At 55.6% G+C, this 18,431-nt stretch carries 23 protein-coding genes and 1 pseudogene; 15 read left to right on the top strand and 9 right to left on the bottom strand.

Features of this window, described 5'->3' with window-relative positions:
* Positions 1 to 11 precede the first annotated feature (11 nt).
* Entirely contained in the window at positions 12 to 500 is a 489-nt protein-coding gene (locus P186_RS08755) for a peroxiredoxin (RefSeq protein ID WP_014289101.1), read from the bottom strand.
* A 264-nt stretch (positions 501 to 764) separates the two neighbouring features.
* On the opposite strand from P186_RS08755, the pseudogene P186_RS08760 reads away from it, so the two are divergent.
* Together P186_RS08760 and P186_RS08765 are read left to right on the top strand one after the other, a co-directional pair.
* A pseudogene (locus tag P186_RS08760) lies at positions 765 to 1,618 on the top strand (sulfurtransferase).
* Positions 1,619 to 2,033: 415 nt separating this feature from the next.
* Positions 2,034 to 2,486, top strand: a complete 453-nt coding sequence (locus tag P186_RS08765; protein ID WP_148682899.1) for a DsrE/DsrF/DrsH-like family protein — start codon at positions 2,034 to 2,036, stop codon at positions 2,484 to 2,486.
* 138 nt (positions 2,487 to 2,624) lie between these two features.
* Here the strand turns inward: P186_RS08765 and P186_RS08770 are convergent, their stop codons facing one another.
* Positions 2,625 to 3,353, bottom strand: coding sequence for a hypothetical protein (locus P186_RS08770; protein WP_148682900.1), 729 nt, complete (start codon positions 3,351 to 3,353; stop codon positions 2,625 to 2,627).
* A 352-nt stretch (positions 3,354 to 3,705) separates the two neighbouring features.
* Between P186_RS08770 and P186_RS08775 the strand changes: the two genes are divergently transcribed.
* Together P186_RS08775 and P186_RS08780 are read left to right on the top strand one after the other, a co-directional pair.
* Positions 3,706 to 4,572, top strand: coding sequence for a sulfite exporter TauE/SafE family protein (locus P186_RS08775; protein ID WP_014289106.1), 867 nt, complete (start codon positions 3,706 to 3,708; stop codon positions 4,570 to 4,572).
* Positions 4,569 to 4,892, top strand: a complete 324-nt coding sequence (locus P186_RS08780) for a hypothetical protein (RefSeq protein WP_014289107.1) — start codon at positions 4,569 to 4,571, stop codon at positions 4,890 to 4,892. The genes P186_RS08775 and P186_RS08780 overlap by 4 nt, the downstream gene beginning before the upstream one ends.
* Before the next feature lie 45 nt (positions 4,893 to 4,937).
* Here P186_RS08780 and P186_RS08785 read toward each other — a convergent pair whose 3' ends face one another.
* On the bottom strand, positions 4,938 to 5,744 hold the full coding sequence (locus P186_RS08785) for a hypothetical protein (RefSeq protein WP_014289108.1): 807 nt from the start codon (positions 5,742 to 5,744) through the stop codon (positions 4,938 to 4,940).
* A 101-nt stretch (positions 5,745 to 5,845) separates the two neighbouring features.
* Between P186_RS08785 and P186_RS08790 the strand changes: the two genes are divergently transcribed.
* Positions 5,846 to 6,811: a Rieske (2Fe-2S) protein gene (locus tag P186_RS08790; RefSeq protein ID WP_148682902.1), complete on the top strand. Its 966-nt coding sequence runs from the start codon at positions 5,846 to 5,848 to the stop codon at positions 6,809 to 6,811.
* The gene (locus P186_RS08795; RefSeq protein ID WP_014289110.1) at positions 6,805 to 7,110 is read left to right on the top strand and encodes a Rieske (2Fe-2S) protein; all 306 of its coding nucleotides are present in this window, start codon (positions 6,805 to 6,807) and stop codon (positions 7,108 to 7,110) included. Before P186_RS08790 ends, P186_RS08795 begins: the two co-directional genes overlap by 7 nt.
* 14 nt (positions 7,111 to 7,124) lie before the next feature.
* On the opposite strand, the gene P186_RS08800 is transcribed toward P186_RS08795, so the two are convergent.
* The gene (locus tag P186_RS08800; RefSeq protein WP_014289111.1) at positions 7,125 to 7,358 is read right to left on the bottom strand and encodes an iron-sulfur protein; all 234 of its coding nucleotides are present in this window, start codon (positions 7,356 to 7,358) and stop codon (positions 7,125 to 7,127) included.
* 279 nt (positions 7,359 to 7,637) lie between these two features.
* Between P186_RS08800 and P186_RS08805 the strand changes: the two genes are divergently transcribed.
* On the top strand, positions 7,638 to 8,162 hold the full coding sequence (locus P186_RS08805) for a MarR family winged helix-turn-helix transcriptional regulator (RefSeq protein WP_014289112.1): 525 nt from the start codon (positions 7,638 to 7,640) through the stop codon (positions 8,160 to 8,162).
* Here P186_RS08805 and P186_RS08810 read toward each other — a convergent pair.
* Positions 8,143 to 8,721, bottom strand: a complete 579-nt coding sequence (locus P186_RS08810) for a protoglobin domain-containing protein (RefSeq protein ID WP_014289113.1) — start codon at positions 8,719 to 8,721, stop codon at positions 8,143 to 8,145. The two genes, P186_RS08805 and P186_RS08810, sit on opposite strands and share 20 nt — an antisense overlap.
* A 246-nt stretch (positions 8,722 to 8,967) precedes the next feature.
* Between P186_RS08810 and P186_RS08815 the strand changes: the two genes are divergently transcribed.
* Entirely contained in the window at positions 8,968 to 9,663 is a 696-nt protein-coding gene (locus tag P186_RS08815; protein WP_148682903.1) for a VOC family protein, read from the top strand.
* A gap of 490 nt (positions 9,664 to 10,153) precedes the next feature.
* Here P186_RS08815 and P186_RS08820 read toward each other — a convergent pair whose 3' ends face one another.
* Complete coding sequence (locus P186_RS08820; protein WP_237179382.1) at positions 10,154 to 10,522, bottom strand: Rieske (2Fe-2S) protein; 369 nt, start codon at positions 10,520 to 10,522, stop codon at positions 10,154 to 10,156.
* A 114-nt stretch (positions 10,523 to 10,636) separates the two neighbouring features.
* Here P186_RS08820 and P186_RS08825 point away from each other — a divergent pair, with 114 nt between their 5' ends.
* The 3 genes from P186_RS08825 to P186_RS08835 are packed head-to-tail and all read left to right on the top strand — an operon-like array spanning position 10,637 to position 12,574.
* Positions 10,637 to 11,467 carry a DODA-type extradiol aromatic ring-opening family dioxygenase gene (locus P186_RS08825; RefSeq protein WP_014289116.1) on the top strand — a complete coding sequence of 277 codons (831 nt, stop codon included), beginning with the start codon at positions 10,637 to 10,639 and terminating at the stop codon, positions 11,465 to 11,467.
* The gene (locus P186_RS08830; RefSeq protein ID WP_014289117.1) at positions 11,464 to 11,733 is read left to right on the top strand and encodes a hypothetical protein; all 270 of its coding nucleotides are present in this window, start codon (positions 11,464 to 11,466) and stop codon (positions 11,731 to 11,733) included. Before P186_RS08825 ends, P186_RS08830 begins: the two co-directional genes overlap by 4 nt.
* Before the next feature lie 46 nt (positions 11,734 to 11,779).
* Positions 11,780 to 12,574: a hypothetical protein gene (locus P186_RS08835; protein ID WP_014289118.1), complete on the top strand. Its 795-nt coding sequence runs from the start codon at positions 11,780 to 11,782 to the stop codon at positions 12,572 to 12,574.
* On the opposite strand, the gene P186_RS08840 is transcribed toward P186_RS08835, so the two are convergent.
* A complete protein-coding gene (locus P186_RS08840; protein ID WP_014289119.1) occupies positions 12,567 to 13,073 on the bottom strand; it encodes an NUDIX hydrolase in 507 nt (168 codons plus the stop codon). The two genes, P186_RS08835 and P186_RS08840, sit on opposite strands and share 8 nt — an antisense overlap.
* 101 nt (positions 13,074 to 13,174) lie before the next feature.
* Here P186_RS08840 and P186_RS08845 point away from each other — a divergent pair, with 101 nt between their 5' ends.
* The 4 genes from P186_RS08845 to P186_RS08860 all read left to right on the top strand — a co-directional run bounded on the left by P186_RS08845 (position 13,175) and on the right by P186_RS08860 (position 16,708).
* On the top strand, positions 13,175 to 13,984 hold the full coding sequence (locus P186_RS08845; protein ID WP_014289120.1) for a hypothetical protein: 810 nt from the start codon (positions 13,175 to 13,177) through the stop codon (positions 13,982 to 13,984).
* Entirely contained in the window at positions 13,971 to 14,303 is a 333-nt protein-coding gene (locus tag P186_RS08850) for a Rieske (2Fe-2S) protein (RefSeq protein WP_014289121.1), read from the top strand. The genes P186_RS08845 and P186_RS08850 overlap by 14 nt, the downstream gene beginning before the upstream one ends.
* 1,434 nt (positions 14,304 to 15,737) lie before the next feature.
* The gene (locus P186_RS08855) at positions 15,738 to 15,947 is read left to right on the top strand and encodes a PEP-utilizing enzyme (RefSeq protein WP_158307139.1); all 210 of its coding nucleotides are present in this window, start codon (positions 15,738 to 15,740) and stop codon (positions 15,945 to 15,947) included.
* Positions 15,944 to 16,708, top strand: a complete 765-nt coding sequence (locus tag P186_RS08860) for an inositol monophosphatase family protein (RefSeq protein WP_014289123.1) — start codon at positions 15,944 to 15,946, stop codon at positions 16,706 to 16,708. Before P186_RS08855 ends, P186_RS08860 begins: the two co-directional genes overlap by 4 nt.
* Here the strand turns inward: P186_RS08860 and P186_RS08865 are convergent.
* Positions 16,695 to 17,486 (bottom strand): HAD-IIA family hydrolase, encoded by a 792-nt coding sequence (locus P186_RS08865; RefSeq protein WP_014289124.1) that lies wholly within the window; start codon positions 17,484 to 17,486, stop codon positions 16,695 to 16,697. The two genes, P186_RS08860 and P186_RS08865, sit on opposite strands and share 14 nt — an antisense overlap.
* Complete coding sequence (locus tag P186_RS08870; RefSeq protein WP_014289125.1) at positions 17,483 to 18,250, bottom strand: HAD-IIA family hydrolase; 768 nt, start codon at positions 18,248 to 18,250, stop codon at positions 17,483 to 17,485. Before P186_RS08870 ends, P186_RS08865 begins: the two co-directional genes overlap by 4 nt.
* Positions 18,251 to 18,431 lie beyond the last annotated feature (181 nt).

The following is an 18,431-nucleotide window of genomic DNA, read 5'->3' on the forward strand; positions in this document are numbered from 1 at the left end:
AGGGGGGGTTTTTAGGCGTGGCCAGCCACTTTTTCTGCCTCTTTTATCACCTCGTCGTATGGGGGCTCGTTTCTCGGGTCGTCGCTGTACCAGACGTACCTAATCGTTCCGCTTGGGTCGATTATGTAGACGGCTCTCTTGGCGAGGTGGAACAGTGGGAGGCCCAGCAGATTGGCCTGCACCACGTCGTACATGCCGATGACAATGCGGTTGTAGTCGGAGAGCAGTGGGAAGTTCAGCTTGTTGGCGTCTTTAAACGCCTTGAGGGCGAAGGGGCTGTCTACAGATATCGCCAGGACCTCGGCGTTGGCCTTGTTTAGAAGTGCCATCTTGTCGCGGAAGGTGCAGAGCTCCTTGGTGCATACAGAGGTGAACGCGCCTGGGAAGAATAGTAGCACCACCGGCCTCCCCTTTTTCAACACCTCAGATAGCCTCACCGGCTTGAGGTCCTCGTTTAGTAGTTCGAAGTCTGGGGCTTTTTCACCTACTTTTAGCGGCATGTCTCCAACTCACTTTCCACATTTAAGTATTAATATTGGCCATTTGTGTGCCGGTGCAAATTTATATAGTGAATTCTACTATGATATATAACATTCTAAATATCAAACCAACTTTATACCCCTATCTAAATTAATAAAAATAAATTTAGATTTGCTAAATTTCTAAGTCTTATCTCATAGAGATTCTCGATATTCTGTTATCTCTACCAGATGAAGTTTTTGCATACTTGAATTTGTTTTTAACTCCAAGTCGGAACTACTTCTATGAGCGAAGTAGTTGTATCAACCGAGTGGGTTCAGCAGAATCTAAACAACCCAAAGGTGAGGATCGTGGAGGTTGACTACGACCCAGCCTCTGCCTATGAGGTGTGGCACGTGCCCAACGCGGTGTTGATAGCGTGGAGAGAGCTCCGGCACCCAGTGAGGCGGGACTTCATAGAGCCGGGCGACTTCGAGAGGCTTCTGTCTGAGAGGGGCATATCTAACGACCACACCGTGGTGCTCTACGGCGACTTCAACAACTGGTTCGCTACGCCTTCTGGCTGTTCCAGGCCTACGGCCACGAAGACGTCAAGATTATGGACGGCGGGAGGACCGCCTGGGCGAAGGAGGGGAGGCCCACGACAAGGGAGAAGCCCGCCTTCCCCAAGACCCAGTACAGGGTAAAGAGGGTGGACTGGGGCTCCAGGAGGGCCTACCTCTGGGAGGTGTTCAACAAAGTTGTCCACGGCGAGGTTGGGCGAAACGTCCTGCTGATCGACGTGAGGAGCCCAGCCGAGTACAAGGGCGAGATCACGGCACCGCCGGAGTACGCCAACGAGCAGACCCAGGTCGGCGGCCACATCCCCGGCGCGGTGAACATCCCCTGGGGGCAGGCCGTCGACCCACAGACAGGTAAGTTTAAGCCAATCGACGAGCTGAAGAGGCTATACGAAGGCGCCGGCGTGACGCCAGACAAGGAGATAATCACCTACTGCAGAATCGGCGAGAGAGCAGCCCACACATGGTTCGTCTTGAAACACCTACTGAAATACCCCGCCGTCAGAGTCTACGACGGCTCCTGGGCAGAGGGGGGCAACCTAGTCGGGGCCCCCGTTAAGAAAGGCGATCAGCCATAAACCGTCCCCCTTTTCTGCATCACTCCCTTAAAATGCCGTAATTTTAAACTATCTCAATTTTCTAAGAAGCCTCCACGTTGCGGGAACCGGATCTCTCTAACCCCCACAACGGCGCCGACGTCCTCTGCCCGCGCCGTGCGCGCTGTATAGGGGGCTGTGGGAGGTGGTCTAGATCTGCGCGGCAAGCCCTGTCTAGATTAGAAACTTGGCTTAGTAGAAACCCTATCAGCTCTGAAAGCTGGGCGTATTACTCAGTAGAGGAGCTATATGTTATGTTGCGTCTTCCGCGTCTAACGTCTCCCAACGCCACCTGTGTCTCAAATCTTCCTCGCTGGTCTAATCTTTTATATTTTTCGAGTAGTGATATTTATACAGTAGATGACTATATTTTAAAATTAGCTTTCCATAAATTCGAATGGAGCGGAAGTTAGGGATTGTGTTCGCCTCGGGCGCCGTGAATAGGATTTGTTGCCTCGTTGTGTACAGCGCGGCGGCCTTAGCCTCTGGCTACAGAGTCACAGTCCACCTAGTAAACGAGGGCTTGGTTGCGTTTAAGAAAGACGTGCTTCCAAAGCTCAACACCGGCGACTTGGAGACCGCGATTCACCCTCCGATGTACACCCCTTATGTAGAGACCTACATCAAGAACCTTAAGGACGCGGTGGCTAAGGGTGCTCTGAAGACTTGGTACGACTTCCTCAAGGATCTAAAGAGTCAGTACGGCGACAGGCTTAAGATATATGCATGTCCACTGGCGTCGCAACTCTACGGCATATCCAAGGACCAGCTAGTCGACGTAGTCGACGACGTGCGCGGCGCCGAGTACTTCCTAGAGGAGGTATACGGCGGCGTCGTGATGTATCTCTAAATCGTCGAGTTTTTTCCATCCTCTGGGGTCGGCGGTTGTGTGGGGACGTCTACAACGGGTAGCTCGCTGACCTATCCGGGCGGCGACGCAGGTTCTAGAGAGGTAGCCTTTTTAACTGTTGTGTATCGACCCCGTCGGCTAGCCTTCTGGCGTTGGTTTCTTTTCCTGTAGCTTCTCTAGTTGTTTTCTCATGAGGATGCCTTCGATGATTGCGATGTAGGTTCTGAGCTTGGGGTAGTACCTCAGGAGGTCTTCTCTCTTGGTCTCAAAGTACTCGTTTAGAATGGCCTCGGCGATTTTCCTAAGCTCGTTGACGTCTTCCCAGGTATAGGCCTCTATGTCCTTGTCTAGAAGCTCTAGCAGCCTCTTTCTGACCTCCGGCGTGTAGTATCTAGACCTGGCCTCCGGCGACAGCTGTTTAAGCAACCCCCTAAGGAGGACAGCCTCGGAGTTCGATACAAGGCTTTTGCCGGATGGGAAGTTTATGAAGGCGTCGTGGAAGTTGTAGACAGCCTCGCCCATGACTCTCACCCTCTCTTTCAACTCCCCCAGCTCACCCCTCACGCGGAACAGCTCGCCCCGGACCCCCTCCAGGGCGTTTTTCACATCGGCAAGCCCGCTTTCTACACTCGCCACTCTACTCTCAAGAGCGGCCAGCCTAGTGCTTAAGTGGGCTACGCTACTCTTCACCTCAGCTAGCTCTATCCTGTTTCTTCCCACCTCTTCTTCTATTCTCTCTACCCTTTTTTCCAAGGTTGCTAAATCACGCCTCACCTCCACAATTTTGTAGTAAAGCACTAGAACTGCAACTGCTACGAGGGGGGCCTGGGCCACCATGGAGTTAACAATGTAGCTAATGTCAATCACGTAATTTACCAACCACTTTTTAAAAAACTTGCCTACACCTTCTCCACCAAGCGCAGGCTTAGAAATAACACCACTTCCACTATTTCGGCTGACTGAATCAACCACACCTCCTGCCGTGTACCCATCTGCGCTTCTTCGCGTACCGTGGGGGCCTCTTACCCTCACTCTGGAACTGCAAATTAGGCTGGCGGCGCGCTGGGGCTCCTCCGCGGCGATTGGTATCTACCTCCTAGTGGATTAAGCGCTTTAGCTTTTTAATGGGTTTATTAGCGTTTTTGTCTGGAGACTCCTTTTGCTGTGATTACTGGAAATCTGCGAATATCCTATATAAATGTTTCTGATACGTGGTGGTATGGCGGTGGAGGGGTTGTACGTACCTCTTATCCTGGGGGTTGTTAGTGTATTTATTGGGTTTATCGGCGCCTTGGCTGGGGTTGGGGGTGGGGTTTTGTTTACCCCACTATTCCTGGCATTTACAGCCGCCGATATAAATATCGTCAGAGCGACGGGGCTCGCGCTGGCGATGACCACGTCAATCTTCTCTAGCGTCAGGTACATAAGAGCTGGAATTACCAACCTCAACATCATCCTCTTCTCCTCATTTTTTCTAACTATAGGAGCTGTTTTCGGAGCGACTATGGGCATCTACCTGGTGCATCAATATGGCCAAGTAGGCGCCGCCGTGACTAGGCTCGCCCTTGGGGTTTTGCTGATTGTGATTATCGTCGTCATGAGTTTGAGGAGGGTGGAGTGGCCCGAGGCTAGGGAAGATAGATTTACGAAACTATTCGATCTGCGCGGCGTATATTTCGAACAGTCGCTAAAGAGAGAGGTGCGGTACGCGGCGAGGAACGCCCACATTGCGGCGGTGTTCCTCTTTCTCGTCGGTGTCATAAGCGGCACCTTCGGCCTGGGGGGTGGGTGGGCTCTCGTGCCGGTTCTAAACTTGGTCTCGGGCCTCCCGCTTAAAGTCGCCGTGGCGACCTCTGTTGCTTCAATTGCCGTGGGCGACGCGGCTGGCCTCTGGGTTTACTACCACCACGCCTATCTACTCCCAGAGATGTTTATAGCGGTTGTCCCAGGGGTGGTGGTGGGGGCAACGCTGGGGGCCAAGGTGGCGCTGAGAGTTAAGGCATCAATCGTGAAGTACGCAGTTATGGGAGTGATGCTAGTCTCGGGAATTCAGCTGATAATAAGAGGCATAAGCTCGTTAATATGAGGAGACTAAGCTACGTAAATACCCTCTATATAACTGCGATCTTGGGAATACTACTGACTACCGCAACAGTAGTCGCGCTGGCCGTTGCCAACGGCCCTCAAAAACTCGCAGACGTCTACCACCGCGTACTCTCCGGCGATTTAAACAACGGCGCCCGCGGCATGGGCGACATCGGCCTGGTAGTATTCATGCTGGCGATCCCAGCGGCTTTAACAGCCGCGCTCATTAGGGAAAAACTCAACAAGCTAATCAAAATCCTAGCCCTGGCAGTCCTAGTTATCAACATACTGGCGGCACTGGGCCTACTATCATTACATTAACCCTTAAAAAAGTTAAAAACACCGTGAAAAAGTAAAAAAGCTGTGCTAGATTGCGTGCCTCTCGGCGAGCTCCACCCTCTTAATCCTCGCCTCCATTGAGGCCCTCAACGCGCCGGAGGCGCAGTCGAGAATCTCCGCCCTTGTCTCGGGGTCTTTGGCGTATTTCATCCACACCCTCTCCGCTATGGACCAGTGGAACAGCTCGTCGTCTTCAATCTCGCGGAACGTCTCCATGAAGAGCTGGGAGGCCTCTCTATACGGCGGCTCCCAGAGCCTGGGGTTCTTGGGGAAGTAGTCGTGGACTCCTCTGTGGTGGTAGACGCTGGTCAGCTCCACCACCTGAAGCGTGGAGGTGAGCTTCACCTGGAAGTAGGGCCACTCCCTCCTCCGGGCGGCGCACTGCAACGGGAAGTCGAAGAGATCCACCCACTCCTTTATGGGCTGGAACCCCTCCATAGAGCCTCCGTACATCTTCAACACCTTGGAGCGGATGTAGTAGTGGCGGCACTCGTCGGAAATCTGCTGCGCGAGGACGTTCATAAACTCCGTGTCTATCAAGTCGCGGTACTCGGTGACGGACCGGGTAATAACTGTGTTGGCGGCCCACTCGTTCCACATCCCCTGCCTAAGCCACGCAATGACGTTTTTCACATCTGCGTTCTGTATCCAGTAGGCCCCAATTTCGTACTGTAGCGACAGGAGGGGGTCAACGTAGGCCTTGAACCAGTCTACGAACTCCACAGGCGACTTGAACTGGGCTAGGAACTGCCAGTCGTTTTTCAGCCTCTCCAAGTCTTCTAGAATTTTCTTTAGCTCTACATACTTATTTCTTAATTTTTCAGCCACCGACATGCCTCCCTTTACCCCCGCTTTTTAAAACTTTGACAAATTATATTTTAAATAGTTTAATTATATTTGGCCTATTTTTAAAAAAGCCCGCTTGTGCGGGGCGTATGTCCCAGGTAACAAGAGAGAAGATTGACGAATTCGAATTTACACTGTACGAGAGCTGGGTAAACTGGTTTCAGAGAGATCCGGGGCTGAATGGATACCGGCGATTTATCAACCAGAAGCTTCTGGAAGAGATGGCGGTTATCCAGCTGGTAAGGGCGGCTATTGGGAGGCCGGAGCTGATGGGCGACCCGGACATATACCACAAGATGGGGTGGATAGTGGACTGGCACGAGAGCTCCCTCTACCGTAGGTGGTTCGTGGCGTCTAGGGCCCTGGGCCTAAACGGCTACAAGATAAACAAGAAGACGGCGGAGCTCCTAGACGCCGTGGTGGGGACAGCCAAGGCCGACATTAAGAGAGGCCTCATGTTGCTCCGCACAGCCCTCAAGTACGTACACACAGGCTACAGAGCCGCCGCCTACTGGGCTAATAATAGACACGTCGCCAACCTAGCCTACATGGCCTACATGAGGGAGGAGGACGAGATAAAGGTGGTGGACGACGCCCTTCAGTTCGTCGGCATATCGAGGCCGGACAGAGCGGGCATGGACATGCTGGACTTCAACTCCCTCATGCCAATATTCTTCGACTTCTTCCAGCCCCCCGAAGCCGCCGACGACGGAGGCCCCAAGCTGGAGGCGCCCGAGTGGGAGAGAGTGGGCACAGTCGACGAAGTAAGGCAACTAGGCAAGAAGATGGCGATCGTCGGCCTCTGGAGGGAGGTGCTGGTCGCCGCTGTGGACGGCGACATCGTGGCGTATGAAAACTGGTGCACCCACGAGAGGGATCCGCTCCACTACGGCTACATACAAGGCAGACAGCTCATATGCCTAGCCCACCACGCCACCTTCGACATCAAAAACGGCAGAGTTATCCTACATCCCAACCACGGAGAGGCCAGGGTGTTGCCGAGGTACCCCGTGAAGATCGAGGGGAATGTGATCTACGTGAGGGTGCCATGGTGAGGCAGAGAATAGCCGGGTTGGGGGAGCTACCGGACAAGACGCCGGTGCCGAAGACCGTCGGCACCAAGGCGCTGGTGGTGGTTAGAGACGGGAAGACTGTCTACGTATGCGACGGCGTGTGCCCACACGGCAGGTGGCTACTGTCCCTAGGCACCTACGAAAACGGAAAGCTTAGATGCAAAGGACACGGCGCCGTCTACGACCTGGCCACGGGTCAGGGCTTTCTCAACGGATATCCACTGCAGATAAAGGTTTACAAATCCGAAGTAGTCGGCGAAGAAGTCTACGTAGAGATATAAAAAATAAAAGCTTTTTAAGGTTCTATAATCCAGGGTCTCAGCGGCTTTATGACTATACCCCCACTGGGGCATCTATTCTGCGCCTTTAAAACTTCGTAGAGCTCTTCGGAGCCCACCACCGCGGCCTTCGCCCCCCTAACCACTGCCTTGGGACCTTGGCTTGTCTCAACCACCTTAAAGAGGGGGGTCGCCTCCTCACAGTGAGGACACCCCCTGCACCGGTGCCAAAGCACCTCTACCCTATACATGGTGTATGGCTTTTTCCTACCTTATATAATTTCGGGAAAATTAAATTATATGATTTACCAGTTAAATTAAATTATGAACTACCGCTTGGACTCGCGTCTCCGGGTAGGCAGTGCGTTGTTATAAAGCACGCTACCTACGAGATTTCGCCGCCTTAATAGAATGAATGAACTAAAACCACCGGGGACTTGTTCTCGAGACTCTGTATTATTAGCCGCGTTTTGCTAGATTCTGGCAGAGAGGCGTATGTGTAATTTTTTATTGCATATCGTTTCAGTACGGTGATATCCGATGCGTTGGATAGGTTGGCGCGTGTATATAGGTATCTACTCCTTAAGAAGGCCACGTCTATGGGCCTCACTGAGCTACAGCTCTCCATCCTTCTCCACGTCGCCGAGGGTTTTAACACAGTGGGGAGGCTTGCGGAGCGGGTGGCGGTGTCTCAACCGACGGTGTCAGACGCCGTTTTGGCCTTGGAGCGGAAGGGTCTTGTGAGGAGGATTAAATCGGGCAGACTTACCTTAATTGAACTCACGCCTGACGGCTTAAAGGCCGTGGGGGAAGTTAGACGGCTGCTAGCGGAAATTGATGAGGCTGGTGTGGCGGCTGGCGGCCCCGGGCTACGGCTGGCGCTTCTAAGGCTAATTGCCGAAATGCAGAAAAGGGGCTTAATTGAGGCTAGGCTGTGCTTAACCTGTAGATTTTTCAAAGAGGGCTACTGCATGCTTTTGGAGAAAAAGCTGGAAATAACTGAGTATAGAGTTGACTGTCCTGATTACAAACCAGCTACCATTCTCCAGGCTTAGCGTAGGGGTGGGACCATATGGCCACCTGCAACACCACCGACTTGATCCAAGCCGCCCACATCTTCTCCACCACGTCGGGCGGGTGGCCGCCCTTCTCTAGAAACGGCTTGATTGTCAACCCGATCGGCGCTATGAAGGCCACCATGTATCTCAGCGGTATGTGTTCCACAGTCTCAACTCCGTCGGTCTTGCCTTTCTTAGTCCTGTGGTGGCGGAGCCCTATCTCATACACGTAGTTCAGCCACTGCCTATCGTAGGATCTGCATACTGTGTCTAGAATCCACTGGCCAAAGCGCTTTCTGACCGCCTCCAGATACTGGGGGATAGGCCTCCCCGATCTGTCACCGAAGTAGTAGACCAGATGCGGGTTTGAGCCAACCCAGCCGTACCAAAGGTCGAGGATTTGCTCCACCTGCCCCTTTAAGACTTCGCACGCCAATTTGCGGTACTTCTCATCCTCCTCAGTCCACATAACCGACTTCTTCAACAGCTCAAATTCCTCGTCGCTGATAGGAGCGTCGGGGACTTTCCCAAATTCGTAGCCCGGGATTTCCCGCATAGATGAAATATAGGACTCCTATATAAATTTAACCCGCTGTAGGCCAGCGCGGCCGCGGGCCTTTGTGCTAGGTCGCTGATAGGACCTAGCCGTCTACTAGAAGACCACAAAGCGGCTTGAAATCACAAACACGTTTTGGACTGGTAATTCCTGAGCTTGAATGGGGTCGGCCGGGCCCTGAAGCCCGCGGCGGCTTGCTGGCCGTGCTCCTCCTTTAAATTTATTACTCCACTTCCGAATTTCTATGTGTTGAGGAGCGCGGTTTTGGCTGTGTCGAGTATAAGAGACGCCGCGGAGTTCTACGGAAGGATTCTGGGGCTGGAGACTAAGATGGTGGGTGATGTATTGTGTGTCGGCGACTGTGTGCTTAGGCTAGTCGAGGGGGAGGCCCGCCACCCGGAGGGGAGCTACGTATACCACGTGGCCCTGAGGCTGAGGGATAGGCGCGCTCTCGGCGCCGTGTTGAAGAGGGTTCTTGAGTTTGAAGAAGTAGTGGATGGATTCGCCGACCACCTAGTCTCCGAGTCTATATACGTGAGGGATTTCGACGGGATAGGCGTTGAGCTCTACGTCGACAAGCCGAAGGAGGCGTGGCCGAGGATGCCAGACGGCGGAGTGGCTATGGACACCCTCCCCCTCGATGTTAAGAGCCTACTGCGCGAGGCAGGGGGTGCCCCCGGCGAGGTGGAGCTCGGCCACATCCACATGAGGACGATCGACGTCGAGAAGGCTGAGAAGTTTTATGGCGCCATTGGCTTCAAGACGACGTATAGGTGGCGGGGCGCCGTGTTTATGGCCTGTGGAGACTACCACCACCACCTGGCATTTAACTCATGGCCTCTGCCGCAACCGCGGAGAGGCAGGGGGTTGCTAGAGATACACCTGGGGATGGAAATCTGCGCCGTGGACCCGCTGGGGGTGAAAATAGTAGGTCGATTATAGTGGTATATACTTCCTGCCATTTTTACATAGCTATATACTTTTACATACTTAGTCACATACCTCGGTCGTGTGGCTACGACCGACGTGGCAATGCACATCTCTACCTAAGGCTCGGTGCTACCCGGAGGTGCCCCACTCCACCCGGCACCTGTTTTTTAAATGTTTCAGCCACGCTACGTGCTACCATCTGCGGCTGTGAATCAGCTGAGTAAGTGTATCTCATTATTGATTAATGCGGCGGAAAGCTCCCCTGGGGTAAGCTCCTAATAGTTGTTTAGGAGTGCATCTATCCAGACTCCGGGCCCCCGTGGTGATCTAGATGGGCCCCACGACCCAGCCGGGAGGGGAGGCGGCGAATCTGGCCTAGGAAGATGGCGCCCATAAGCCGCCCCATGGGGAAGGCCGGGGGGCGGTGAGGAGGTCTGAATCCCGCAAACGTAACGGAGTGGCAATTGGGGTAGGCAAGGGGATTGCGTTGCCTTGTTTCCACCTATCCCATGGTTGCGGATTTAATAGGCGCTCCTTGGTGGCGCTCCTCTGTTTTGGATAAGTCCACGTAGACATATCCGTTTACCACACTTACCGCGTATCTTTTTAGTTTTGGCGCCTCTCTGCCTTGGACTTTGCCCTCCCCCGTCTCTAGAGACCACATACCTGCGTGTCCCATGCAGAAGAGGTAGACGTGTCCATTGTTGGTAATTACCTTCCCCGAGGCGCCTAGGTTCCACTTGCTGTGCGGACAAAAGGCTTCGAAGGCGTAGACTCTGTCGTCTAGCTTTAACAAGGCTATGGGTCTCAGCCCCGCCAGTTTAATAACAGGCTTTCCGTGGGGTAGCTCGTCCACTCTGCAGATCCGCATCACCGCCCCTCCGTCTTTTTCTAAATATAAATCCGTGTCTAATTTAATTGATTTATTTTCTCCGCCGTGATTTAATTTTCATATAGATTTTTAACATCTCATCGGTTGCTACCTATGGCGAGGGTGGTGTTGGGGCTCGCCGCCACGCACGCCCCGGGTATCACGGCGAGGGCCGAGGAGGAGCCTCCGGAGGTTAGGCAGAGGGTGTATAGGAACTACGAGGTTTTAAGAGGTGTTTTGGAGGAGGCAAGGCCCGATGTGTTGATGACTGTCGCCAACGACCACGTGACCTACATGTTTGAAATAATTCCGCAGTTTTTAATTGTAGTCGCCGACGAGTACGAGGGGCCGCCTGACTACGAGTGGCTGAGGATACCTAAGTACAAGGTGAAGTTTAGGAGGGATCTCGCCGAGTATCTACTAGCCAACCTCGTGGAGAGGGGTTTCGATGTGGCTTTTTCAGAAAAGCCTCTGCTGGACCACGCCACGATGAACCCGCTACACTTCCTCGCGGGGGATAGGGAAGGGGGTGTTGTGAAGTATCCAGTGGTGTCGATACTCACCAACGCCTTTGTTAAGCCTGTGCCGCCGCTGAGGAGGGGATTCCAGCTCGGCCTCGCCGTTAGAGAACTCGTGGAGGCATACCCCGGCGATCTGAGGGTGGCGGTGCTGGCGACGGGTGGGCTTTCCCACGACCCAGGGGGGCCGCGGTGGGGGTACGTAGACGAGGAGTTTGACAAGAAGTTCCTAGCCGCGCTGGGCTCGGGCGACGTGGAGTCTGTGCTCAGGCTCACGCCGGAGCAAGTCTTCGCCACTGGCGGGGGCTCCTACGAGATATTAAACTGGGTGGTTGCGTGGGGCGTAATGAAGGGGAAGCCCGCCGAGGTGGTGGACTACGTGCCTGGGTACAACATAGGCTCGGCGTGGGCTATCTGGAGGCCATGATAAGTAGGAACGACAAGTTTAAAATAGAGTCGCTTCTACGGGATTTTCACCTAAAGCCGGAGGTTAGGGAGAGGTTTAAGAAGGAGCCCGATAGAGTTATGCAGGAGTACGGCATTGATCCCAACTACTGGCCTCTTCTCAAGGAGGGTAGGTTGCGGACTCTCTACCAGATGGGTATCCACCAGCTTCTGCTGTACCACCTGGCGCATGTCCTTGGGATTAAGCGTGATGAGTATGTGAGGCGTATAAACTCTCCCGAGTACTGAAATTAAATTTTACAAAGATTTTTTTGTGTAACACGGGGGTTGCCTTATGTCGGTTGGTGAAAAATTGTGGGCCGAGGTCCCCAGGTTGAGGAAGATATGGGAAGATTTGAAAAACGTGGGAGACGACGTGTTGAGGCAGTTCTCAACCCCCCAGGAGTTTATTGACTGGTTCAAGGCCTACGCCGACCCGGTACTGCAGTTCCACTACGTAATTGGGCACGAGTGGGGCGCCACCACAGACGTGGATGGCGTGAGGTCTTGGCTTAGGCAGGGGGTGTGGAATGAGTGGGCCGCCGCGGCCGACGTGGCTAAGATGGTGACTGAGTACCGCGACCTCATAGATACGGAGTTCATGACTATGCTGGCTCAGCAGATATCTGACGAGGGGCGGCACCTGTACCTCAGGTCACGCATCCTCAGAGCGTTCGGGGGGTCTATGGAGGGGTTCCAGCCGATAAAGGAGTGGGTGGAGCTCTTTGAGCTTCCCTTTGTCTGCGCGCCTAAGAACATGAAGTTCTTCCAAGTGAGGGCCACCTCTACTCTCCAGGTGGTGGAGCTGACTAGCGTCTACCACCACAGAGGAGTCCACGACGCCCTGCCTAAGAACAGGACGTTGATGGAGGGGCCTTACAGAAGCGCCGCTGTTATGCTCCAGGAGAGCTTCCGCGAGATTGAGGACGACGAGCTGTTCCACTGGTCCATAGCGGAGAGGGTGTGGATGAAATACGCCAAAGACCCCGAGGCTATGAGGAATATACTGGACTGCGCCGCGGAGGCCCTCCGCGTCTCCACAGAGGCCAGGGTGAGGAGAGTGGAACTGGCGGAGAAGAAGGCTATCTAGAGAGGAGGTAGAGGGAGAGGGCCAGGGCCGCCCTCATATCCCCAATTTTCCCCCCAAGTAGCGCCTCCCGCGCCTCCTCCAGCCTCATCTTCACCACCTCAATAACCTCGTACTCCTCAGGCCTCTGAGTTGAGGGCCTGGGGTCTCTGGCTAGGTATATGTAGGCGTACTCCGTGCTGTAGCCGGGGCTGACGTAGCCCTCAAAGAGCTTCTCCAGAGCCCGGGCCTCCAGGCCGGCCTCCTCTAGTAGCTCACGCCTCGCCGCTTCCTCCGGCTCCTCGCCTTTGTCCACCACGCCGGAGGGTATCTCCAGGGTGTAGATGCCGAGGGCGGGTCTGTACTGCCTTATGAAGTAGACGTAACTACCCGCCACCGGGAGGACGGAGACGACGTTGGGGAACACCACCCTCTCCACAGCCATGTCCCTCCCGTTGGGGAGCTTCGCTGTGTAGGTCTCCACTACTATGCGCCGGCCGGAGTACGCGACGCGTGCATCCACGTGGCGTGGGGCGGGGACGTTTTTAAATGTTGTAAAAATATATGCTACCTCTCTTAAAATAATTTTTGTAAATAGATAAATCTCCTCCGCGGGTGGGGTCCGTGATTTCGAAGAAGTTGTGGGAGGAGTTTGAAAATGTTAGGTGGGTTCTGGATGAGTTGAGGAGAGCCGCAGATGACTTCTCTTTCCTCTCTAGGTTTAGGACGGGGCTGGAGTTTGTGGAGTGGTTTAAGTCGTTTATATCTCCCATTCTTCAGGTTAACTACAACACGGGGGCGTATTGGATAAGGACTACCGACTTGAGGGGCGTAGTGTTGTGGACTAGGCAGGGGGCTTGGAACGAGTGGGCCGCTAACTCAGTGCTGTCGAGGGCCTTGACGGACTACCGAGACTACATCGAGCCCGAGTTTATAGACGTCTTGGCCCACCAGGTGGCTGACGAGGCGCGGCATTTCTACATAAGAGTTAAAATTCTGGAGCTGGCTGGGGAGTCGCTGGCCGGCTTCCAGCCCCTCCCCCAGTGGATGCAGCTATTCGAGTTCCCGCTGAAGTGCGCCGCCGAGAGGCTGGAGAGGCCGTACTTCCAGGTTAAGTTCTCGGGGGCTTTCCAGACAGTGGAGCTGACCGCCACGGTTCAGCACAGGGGGGTTGTGGAGAACGCGCATCTCAACAAGGCGCTGTGGGAGGGCCCCGCCAGGAGGGTCGCCGAGGCGCTGGTGAGGTTCTCCCGGGAGATTGAAGACGACGAGTCTTTTCACTGGTCAATTGCAGAGAGGATCTGGGCGCGGTTCCTCTCGACGCCTGAGCTGATGTCTGAAGCTCTTAAATGCGCGGTGCCCGCTCTTGAGCTTTCCACAGTGGCGAAGATAGCCCGCATAGAGGCGGCGGAGAAGGCCCGTGCCGCTGGTTGAGGCCGCGCGTGTTGAGGAGCTTGTGGAGGGGAGGCCTGTGGTTAGGCACGTATCTGTAGGCGGCAGGCTGGTGTCTATCATGCTTGTGAAGCTCGGGGGGCGGGTGTACGCCGCCGAGCCGCTGTGTCCCCACGCCAGGTGGCCGCTCGACGTCTTCGGCACCTTTACAGATAGGGGAGGCGCAAAGGTTGTATGCAGGATGCACTGGGGGGTGTGGGAGCTGGATACCGGGAGGGGAAGGTTCGCCTCGAAGGAGGCGCCTCGTCTAAAGATCTACGAGGCAGAGGTTAGGGAGGGCAGGGTTTATCTACGTCTGTGATGTATCCCGAGAGGCAGTCCCGGATCCCCGGCGGAGGTTTTTGGTACCGCGACGTGGTTCACTTCGGCGAGGAGCCTCTCTACCCGCTAGACGCCTACTTCACGGTTTCTATGATGGACCTGGCCCAGTCCTACTATTACGGCCGCTTCTTCTCCATGCCGACGTCGTCTGGAAGGGACACTGCGCTGGTGGAGGGGAGGCCGTTTAGAACCTCCTACCCCCCGCGCCCTCTCGACATATCCGAGTTTGAGAGGAGGGCTAGGCGCTACCTAGAACACTGGGACGAGATATATGAGGAGTGGAAGAGGGACGTGCTGGCGGTTGTGGAGGAGATGCGGTCGCTTGACCTCTCTCTGCCGGAGGGTGTCGACGGCGGGGGGCGGCCGCCCGCGCCTTTCAGAGTGGTGGAGGGGTGGTTTAGGCTGTACCTCCTGTGGCTGAGGCTCTGGTTTAGACACTACGAGCTTCTAATGCTTGGCTACATGGTGTATCAGCTGTTTTATAAATTTGTAAAGACTTTCTTCCCCGATGCCCCAGACCACCACATAGCGGCCATGCTGGCCGCAGAGGAGCTGGACACCTTAAGGCCTGAGAGGGAGCTGGAGGACCTGGCTAAGCTGGCCAGGGAGCTGGGGATCGCGGACAGGATCGCCTCCTTCGCCACCGCCGGGGAGATGGAGGAGGCCTTTTCCAAGTCCGGCGATCCGAGGGAGCGTCTCTGGCTGGAGAGGTGGAACGCCGTGAAGTATCCGTGGTTCTACGTATCCACGGGGACGGGCTTTCTGCACTGGGAGAGGCGTTGGGTAGACGACCTCGACATACCGTTTAGCTACCTCAAAAGCCTGTTGAAGGAGTCTGGAGGCGCGCCGCGGCGCGTAGATGGGTTGAAGCTGGCTGAGGGGTACAGCCAGTATCTTCCTGAGGAGCTGAGGGGAGCGTTCCGCATGTATCTAGAGGCGGCTAGGAGGGCGTATAGGTTTATTGAGGAGCACAGCTTCTACGTGGAGCACCTGGGCTTCACCGTCGGCTACATGAAGATTAGGGAGTTCGGAAGCCTCCTGGCAAGACTCGGCGTGCTGGACAGCGGCGACGACATTTGGCTACTGACGTGGGGGGAGGTCTTCGAGGCTCTTCTAGACGGCTTAACAGGCTGGTGCAACCTCCAGGGCCCCGCGGCAAGCGGCAGATTTAGGCAGAGGGTGGCGGAGAGGAGGCGGCTCATGGAGGATATGCGGCGGACAAGGCCGCCGGACTACATAGGCGAGGCACCAGAAAAGGTGTCCGACCCCAACCTGGCGATGCTCCACGGGGTGGCGCGGCGGAGCGACGGCGTTTTGAGGGGGGTGCCCGCATCCCCCGGACGGGCCAGGGGACCGGTGGTCGTGGTGAGGTCGCCCGCCGATCTTGAAAAGGTTAGGGACGGCGCCGTCTTGGTTGGCCTCGACGTTATCCCCCACGTGGCTCCCGGCGCTGAGGCGGTCCGCGGCTATTGTCACCGAAAGCGGCGGCTCCCTCTCCCACGCGGCTATATTGGCAAGAGAGGCCGGGAAGCCGGCGGTGGTGGGGATCCGCGGCGCCACCGAGGTTTTGAGAGACGGGGTTGAGGTGGAGGTGGACGAATACGAGGGGGTGGTTAGGCTATGATAGACGTCCTTGCCCGCGCAGTGAGGGAGGGCGGCAGAGTTGCGAGAGAGATGTTTCTACGCAACGAGGGGCTTGAGGCGATATTAGACAGGGGAGTCGACGTGACGAGGCGCGCCGACTTGGCGGTGCAGGAGGCGGTTCTGGAGGTGCTGAGGTCCGAGCTACCCTCCGCCTCTGTGTTGACTGAGGAGAGCGGGTGGGTTAGGTGGGGCTCTGGGGGCCCCGTGGTGGTGGTAGACCCCCTGGACGGCTCCGGCAACTACGTCCTGGGGATTCCCCACTTCGCCGTCATGGCCGCCGCGGGGGGCCCCGGCTCTGTGGAGGTGGGGGATATGACCCACGCCGCGGTTTATCTACCCATGCTAGATCTTCTCTTCGCCGCGGACCCCGCGCGTGGGGTTGAGGTAAATGGATCTAGGTGGCGCCGCGTGGGGCGGGAGGATGTGGTCTTCGTGGAGCTGGGGAGATCATTCACCCTCGAGGCCGTGGACGCGCCACGGAGGCTTGGCTACAAGGTGAGGAGCTCCGGTTGCGCTGGGTGTTCCATACTAGCCGTGGCGCTGGGGAGGGCGGTGGGCTTTATAGATGTGAGGGGGCGGCTGGGTCCGTGGGACGTGGCGGCGCCGTTGGTATTCGGCAGGTCTAACCCCAGCTTCTCCTACTGGCTGGCCGGCGGGGCTCTGGGGGAGCGGGGGAGGGTTAAGATAATCGCGGGGCTAGACGGCTTTGTGGAGAGGGTGAGACAGCTTATCCCTTTATAAATTTGGCCAACTCGTCGACGTGGTTTAGCACTAGATCCACAAGCCCCCTCGGCCAGCTCTGTTTATCCCCTCTCTTCTCGAAGTTTATAAGCACAGTCTTCATGCCGAGGGACCGCGCGGGCATCATGTCTGCCTCCACGTCGTCGCCCACCATGACGGCGTCCTGCGGCATGACTCCGAAGTGGCTCAGCACCTCGATGAAGTGTATTGGGCTGGGCTTGCCCACTACCACCGCCTCTCTCCTCGTCTGGTATTCAATAGCCGCCACGATGGCGCCGGGAGACATAATGGGCCCCTCCCCGGGCATGTAGTACCACCTCACCTTATTCACCGCAAGGAAGTACGCTCCCGCGTGCACTGCCCTAACGGCCTTCGTCACCTTGTCGAAGGTTATGCCTCTGTCGTGCCCGACCGCCACCGCCTCGGCGTCACGCCAGTCCTCCACCACCACGTGGCCGTGGGCCTCTATCTCCTCAGCCAGGCCCCGCTCCCCCAGCACCAGCACATGTGCCTTGCCGAAGATGCGCCTCAGGTGGATGGCGGCGACCCGCGCCGCGGGCCACACCTCGTCGTAGTCCACGAGGTACCCCAGAGCCCTCATCCGCTCCATATACTCCTTGGTGCTCCAGTTAGAGCCGCTGGCTATGAGGGCGATTTTCCTCCCCATTCTTTTCAGCGCCTCCAATACGGCGTGGCCTCCCAGCACCTCAGGATCGTCGAGGATTCTCGTTATAAAAACCCCGTGTACGTCGAAGGCGAAGAGAGAGGCGTCTATCACGGCTCCAGCTCGTCTATGTTAGACAAGACCTGGTCTGGCTGGAAGCCGGACTCCCTCAGCCTTTCGGGGGTCGTGGTGCCCGTGAGGACGAGAATTGTGTGGAAGCCCATCTTCTGGGCCAGCACCAGGTCCTCCAGGTCATCGCTAATTATGGCGCTCTCCTCGGGGTAGGCCCTGGCGCGTATCAAGGCATAGGTGTACATTATGCGAGAGGGCTTCCCAGTGTTTATCGGCTTTACACCAGTGGCGTAGGAAAGAGCCATGGCGATGGGGCCTATGGAGATCGTCGGCTTCTCCTCTGGTATAAACCTAGACATGCCAGCCGCCACCAGCTTGGCCCCCGACATGATCAACTGCATCGCCTTGTTAAGCTTCTCGAAAGTCAGCTGTCTGTCAATCCCCACCACCACTATATCAGCGCCGTCCTCCACCACCTGGTGGCCGTACTTAGCCAGCTCCTGCTTAAAGCTGTCAGACCCAATTACGTAGAGTTTCGAAGGCCCAAACCTCTTCGCTATGTACTCCCCTGTCACCTGCGCCGACGTTATCACCTGCTCCATACCCACAGGCAGGCCGACAGCCGCGAGGTCCTTATACACCTCTTCGGTTAACCTAGGCGCGTTGGACAGGATGAAGTAGCGCGCCCCCCTCTGCCTCATCGCCTCCATAGCCTTTACGCCGCCTATTAGCTGGCTCTTCAAGGTCTGCGGGTTTCTCTTTAGTAAAGTACCTTGGACATCTATAAAATATACGCTTGGCTTCATGAGGCTGGTAAACTAGTCAGCTATACATAAATTTCTAAAATATATATCCGCTGACTCCCAAAATATTTTTGTAATCTCCAAACTATATTGAACATTCAAAAATTATTTAAATCAGATATGATATAATTACATACCTTTGATAATTCTAGTTAATAAACGCTTAAAAATGATTTTAATATAG

Source organism: Pyrobaculum ferrireducens, assembly GCF_000234805.1.
Lineage (GTDB): Archaea > Thermoproteota > Thermoprotei > Thermoproteales > Thermoproteaceae > Pyrobaculum > Pyrobaculum ferrireducens.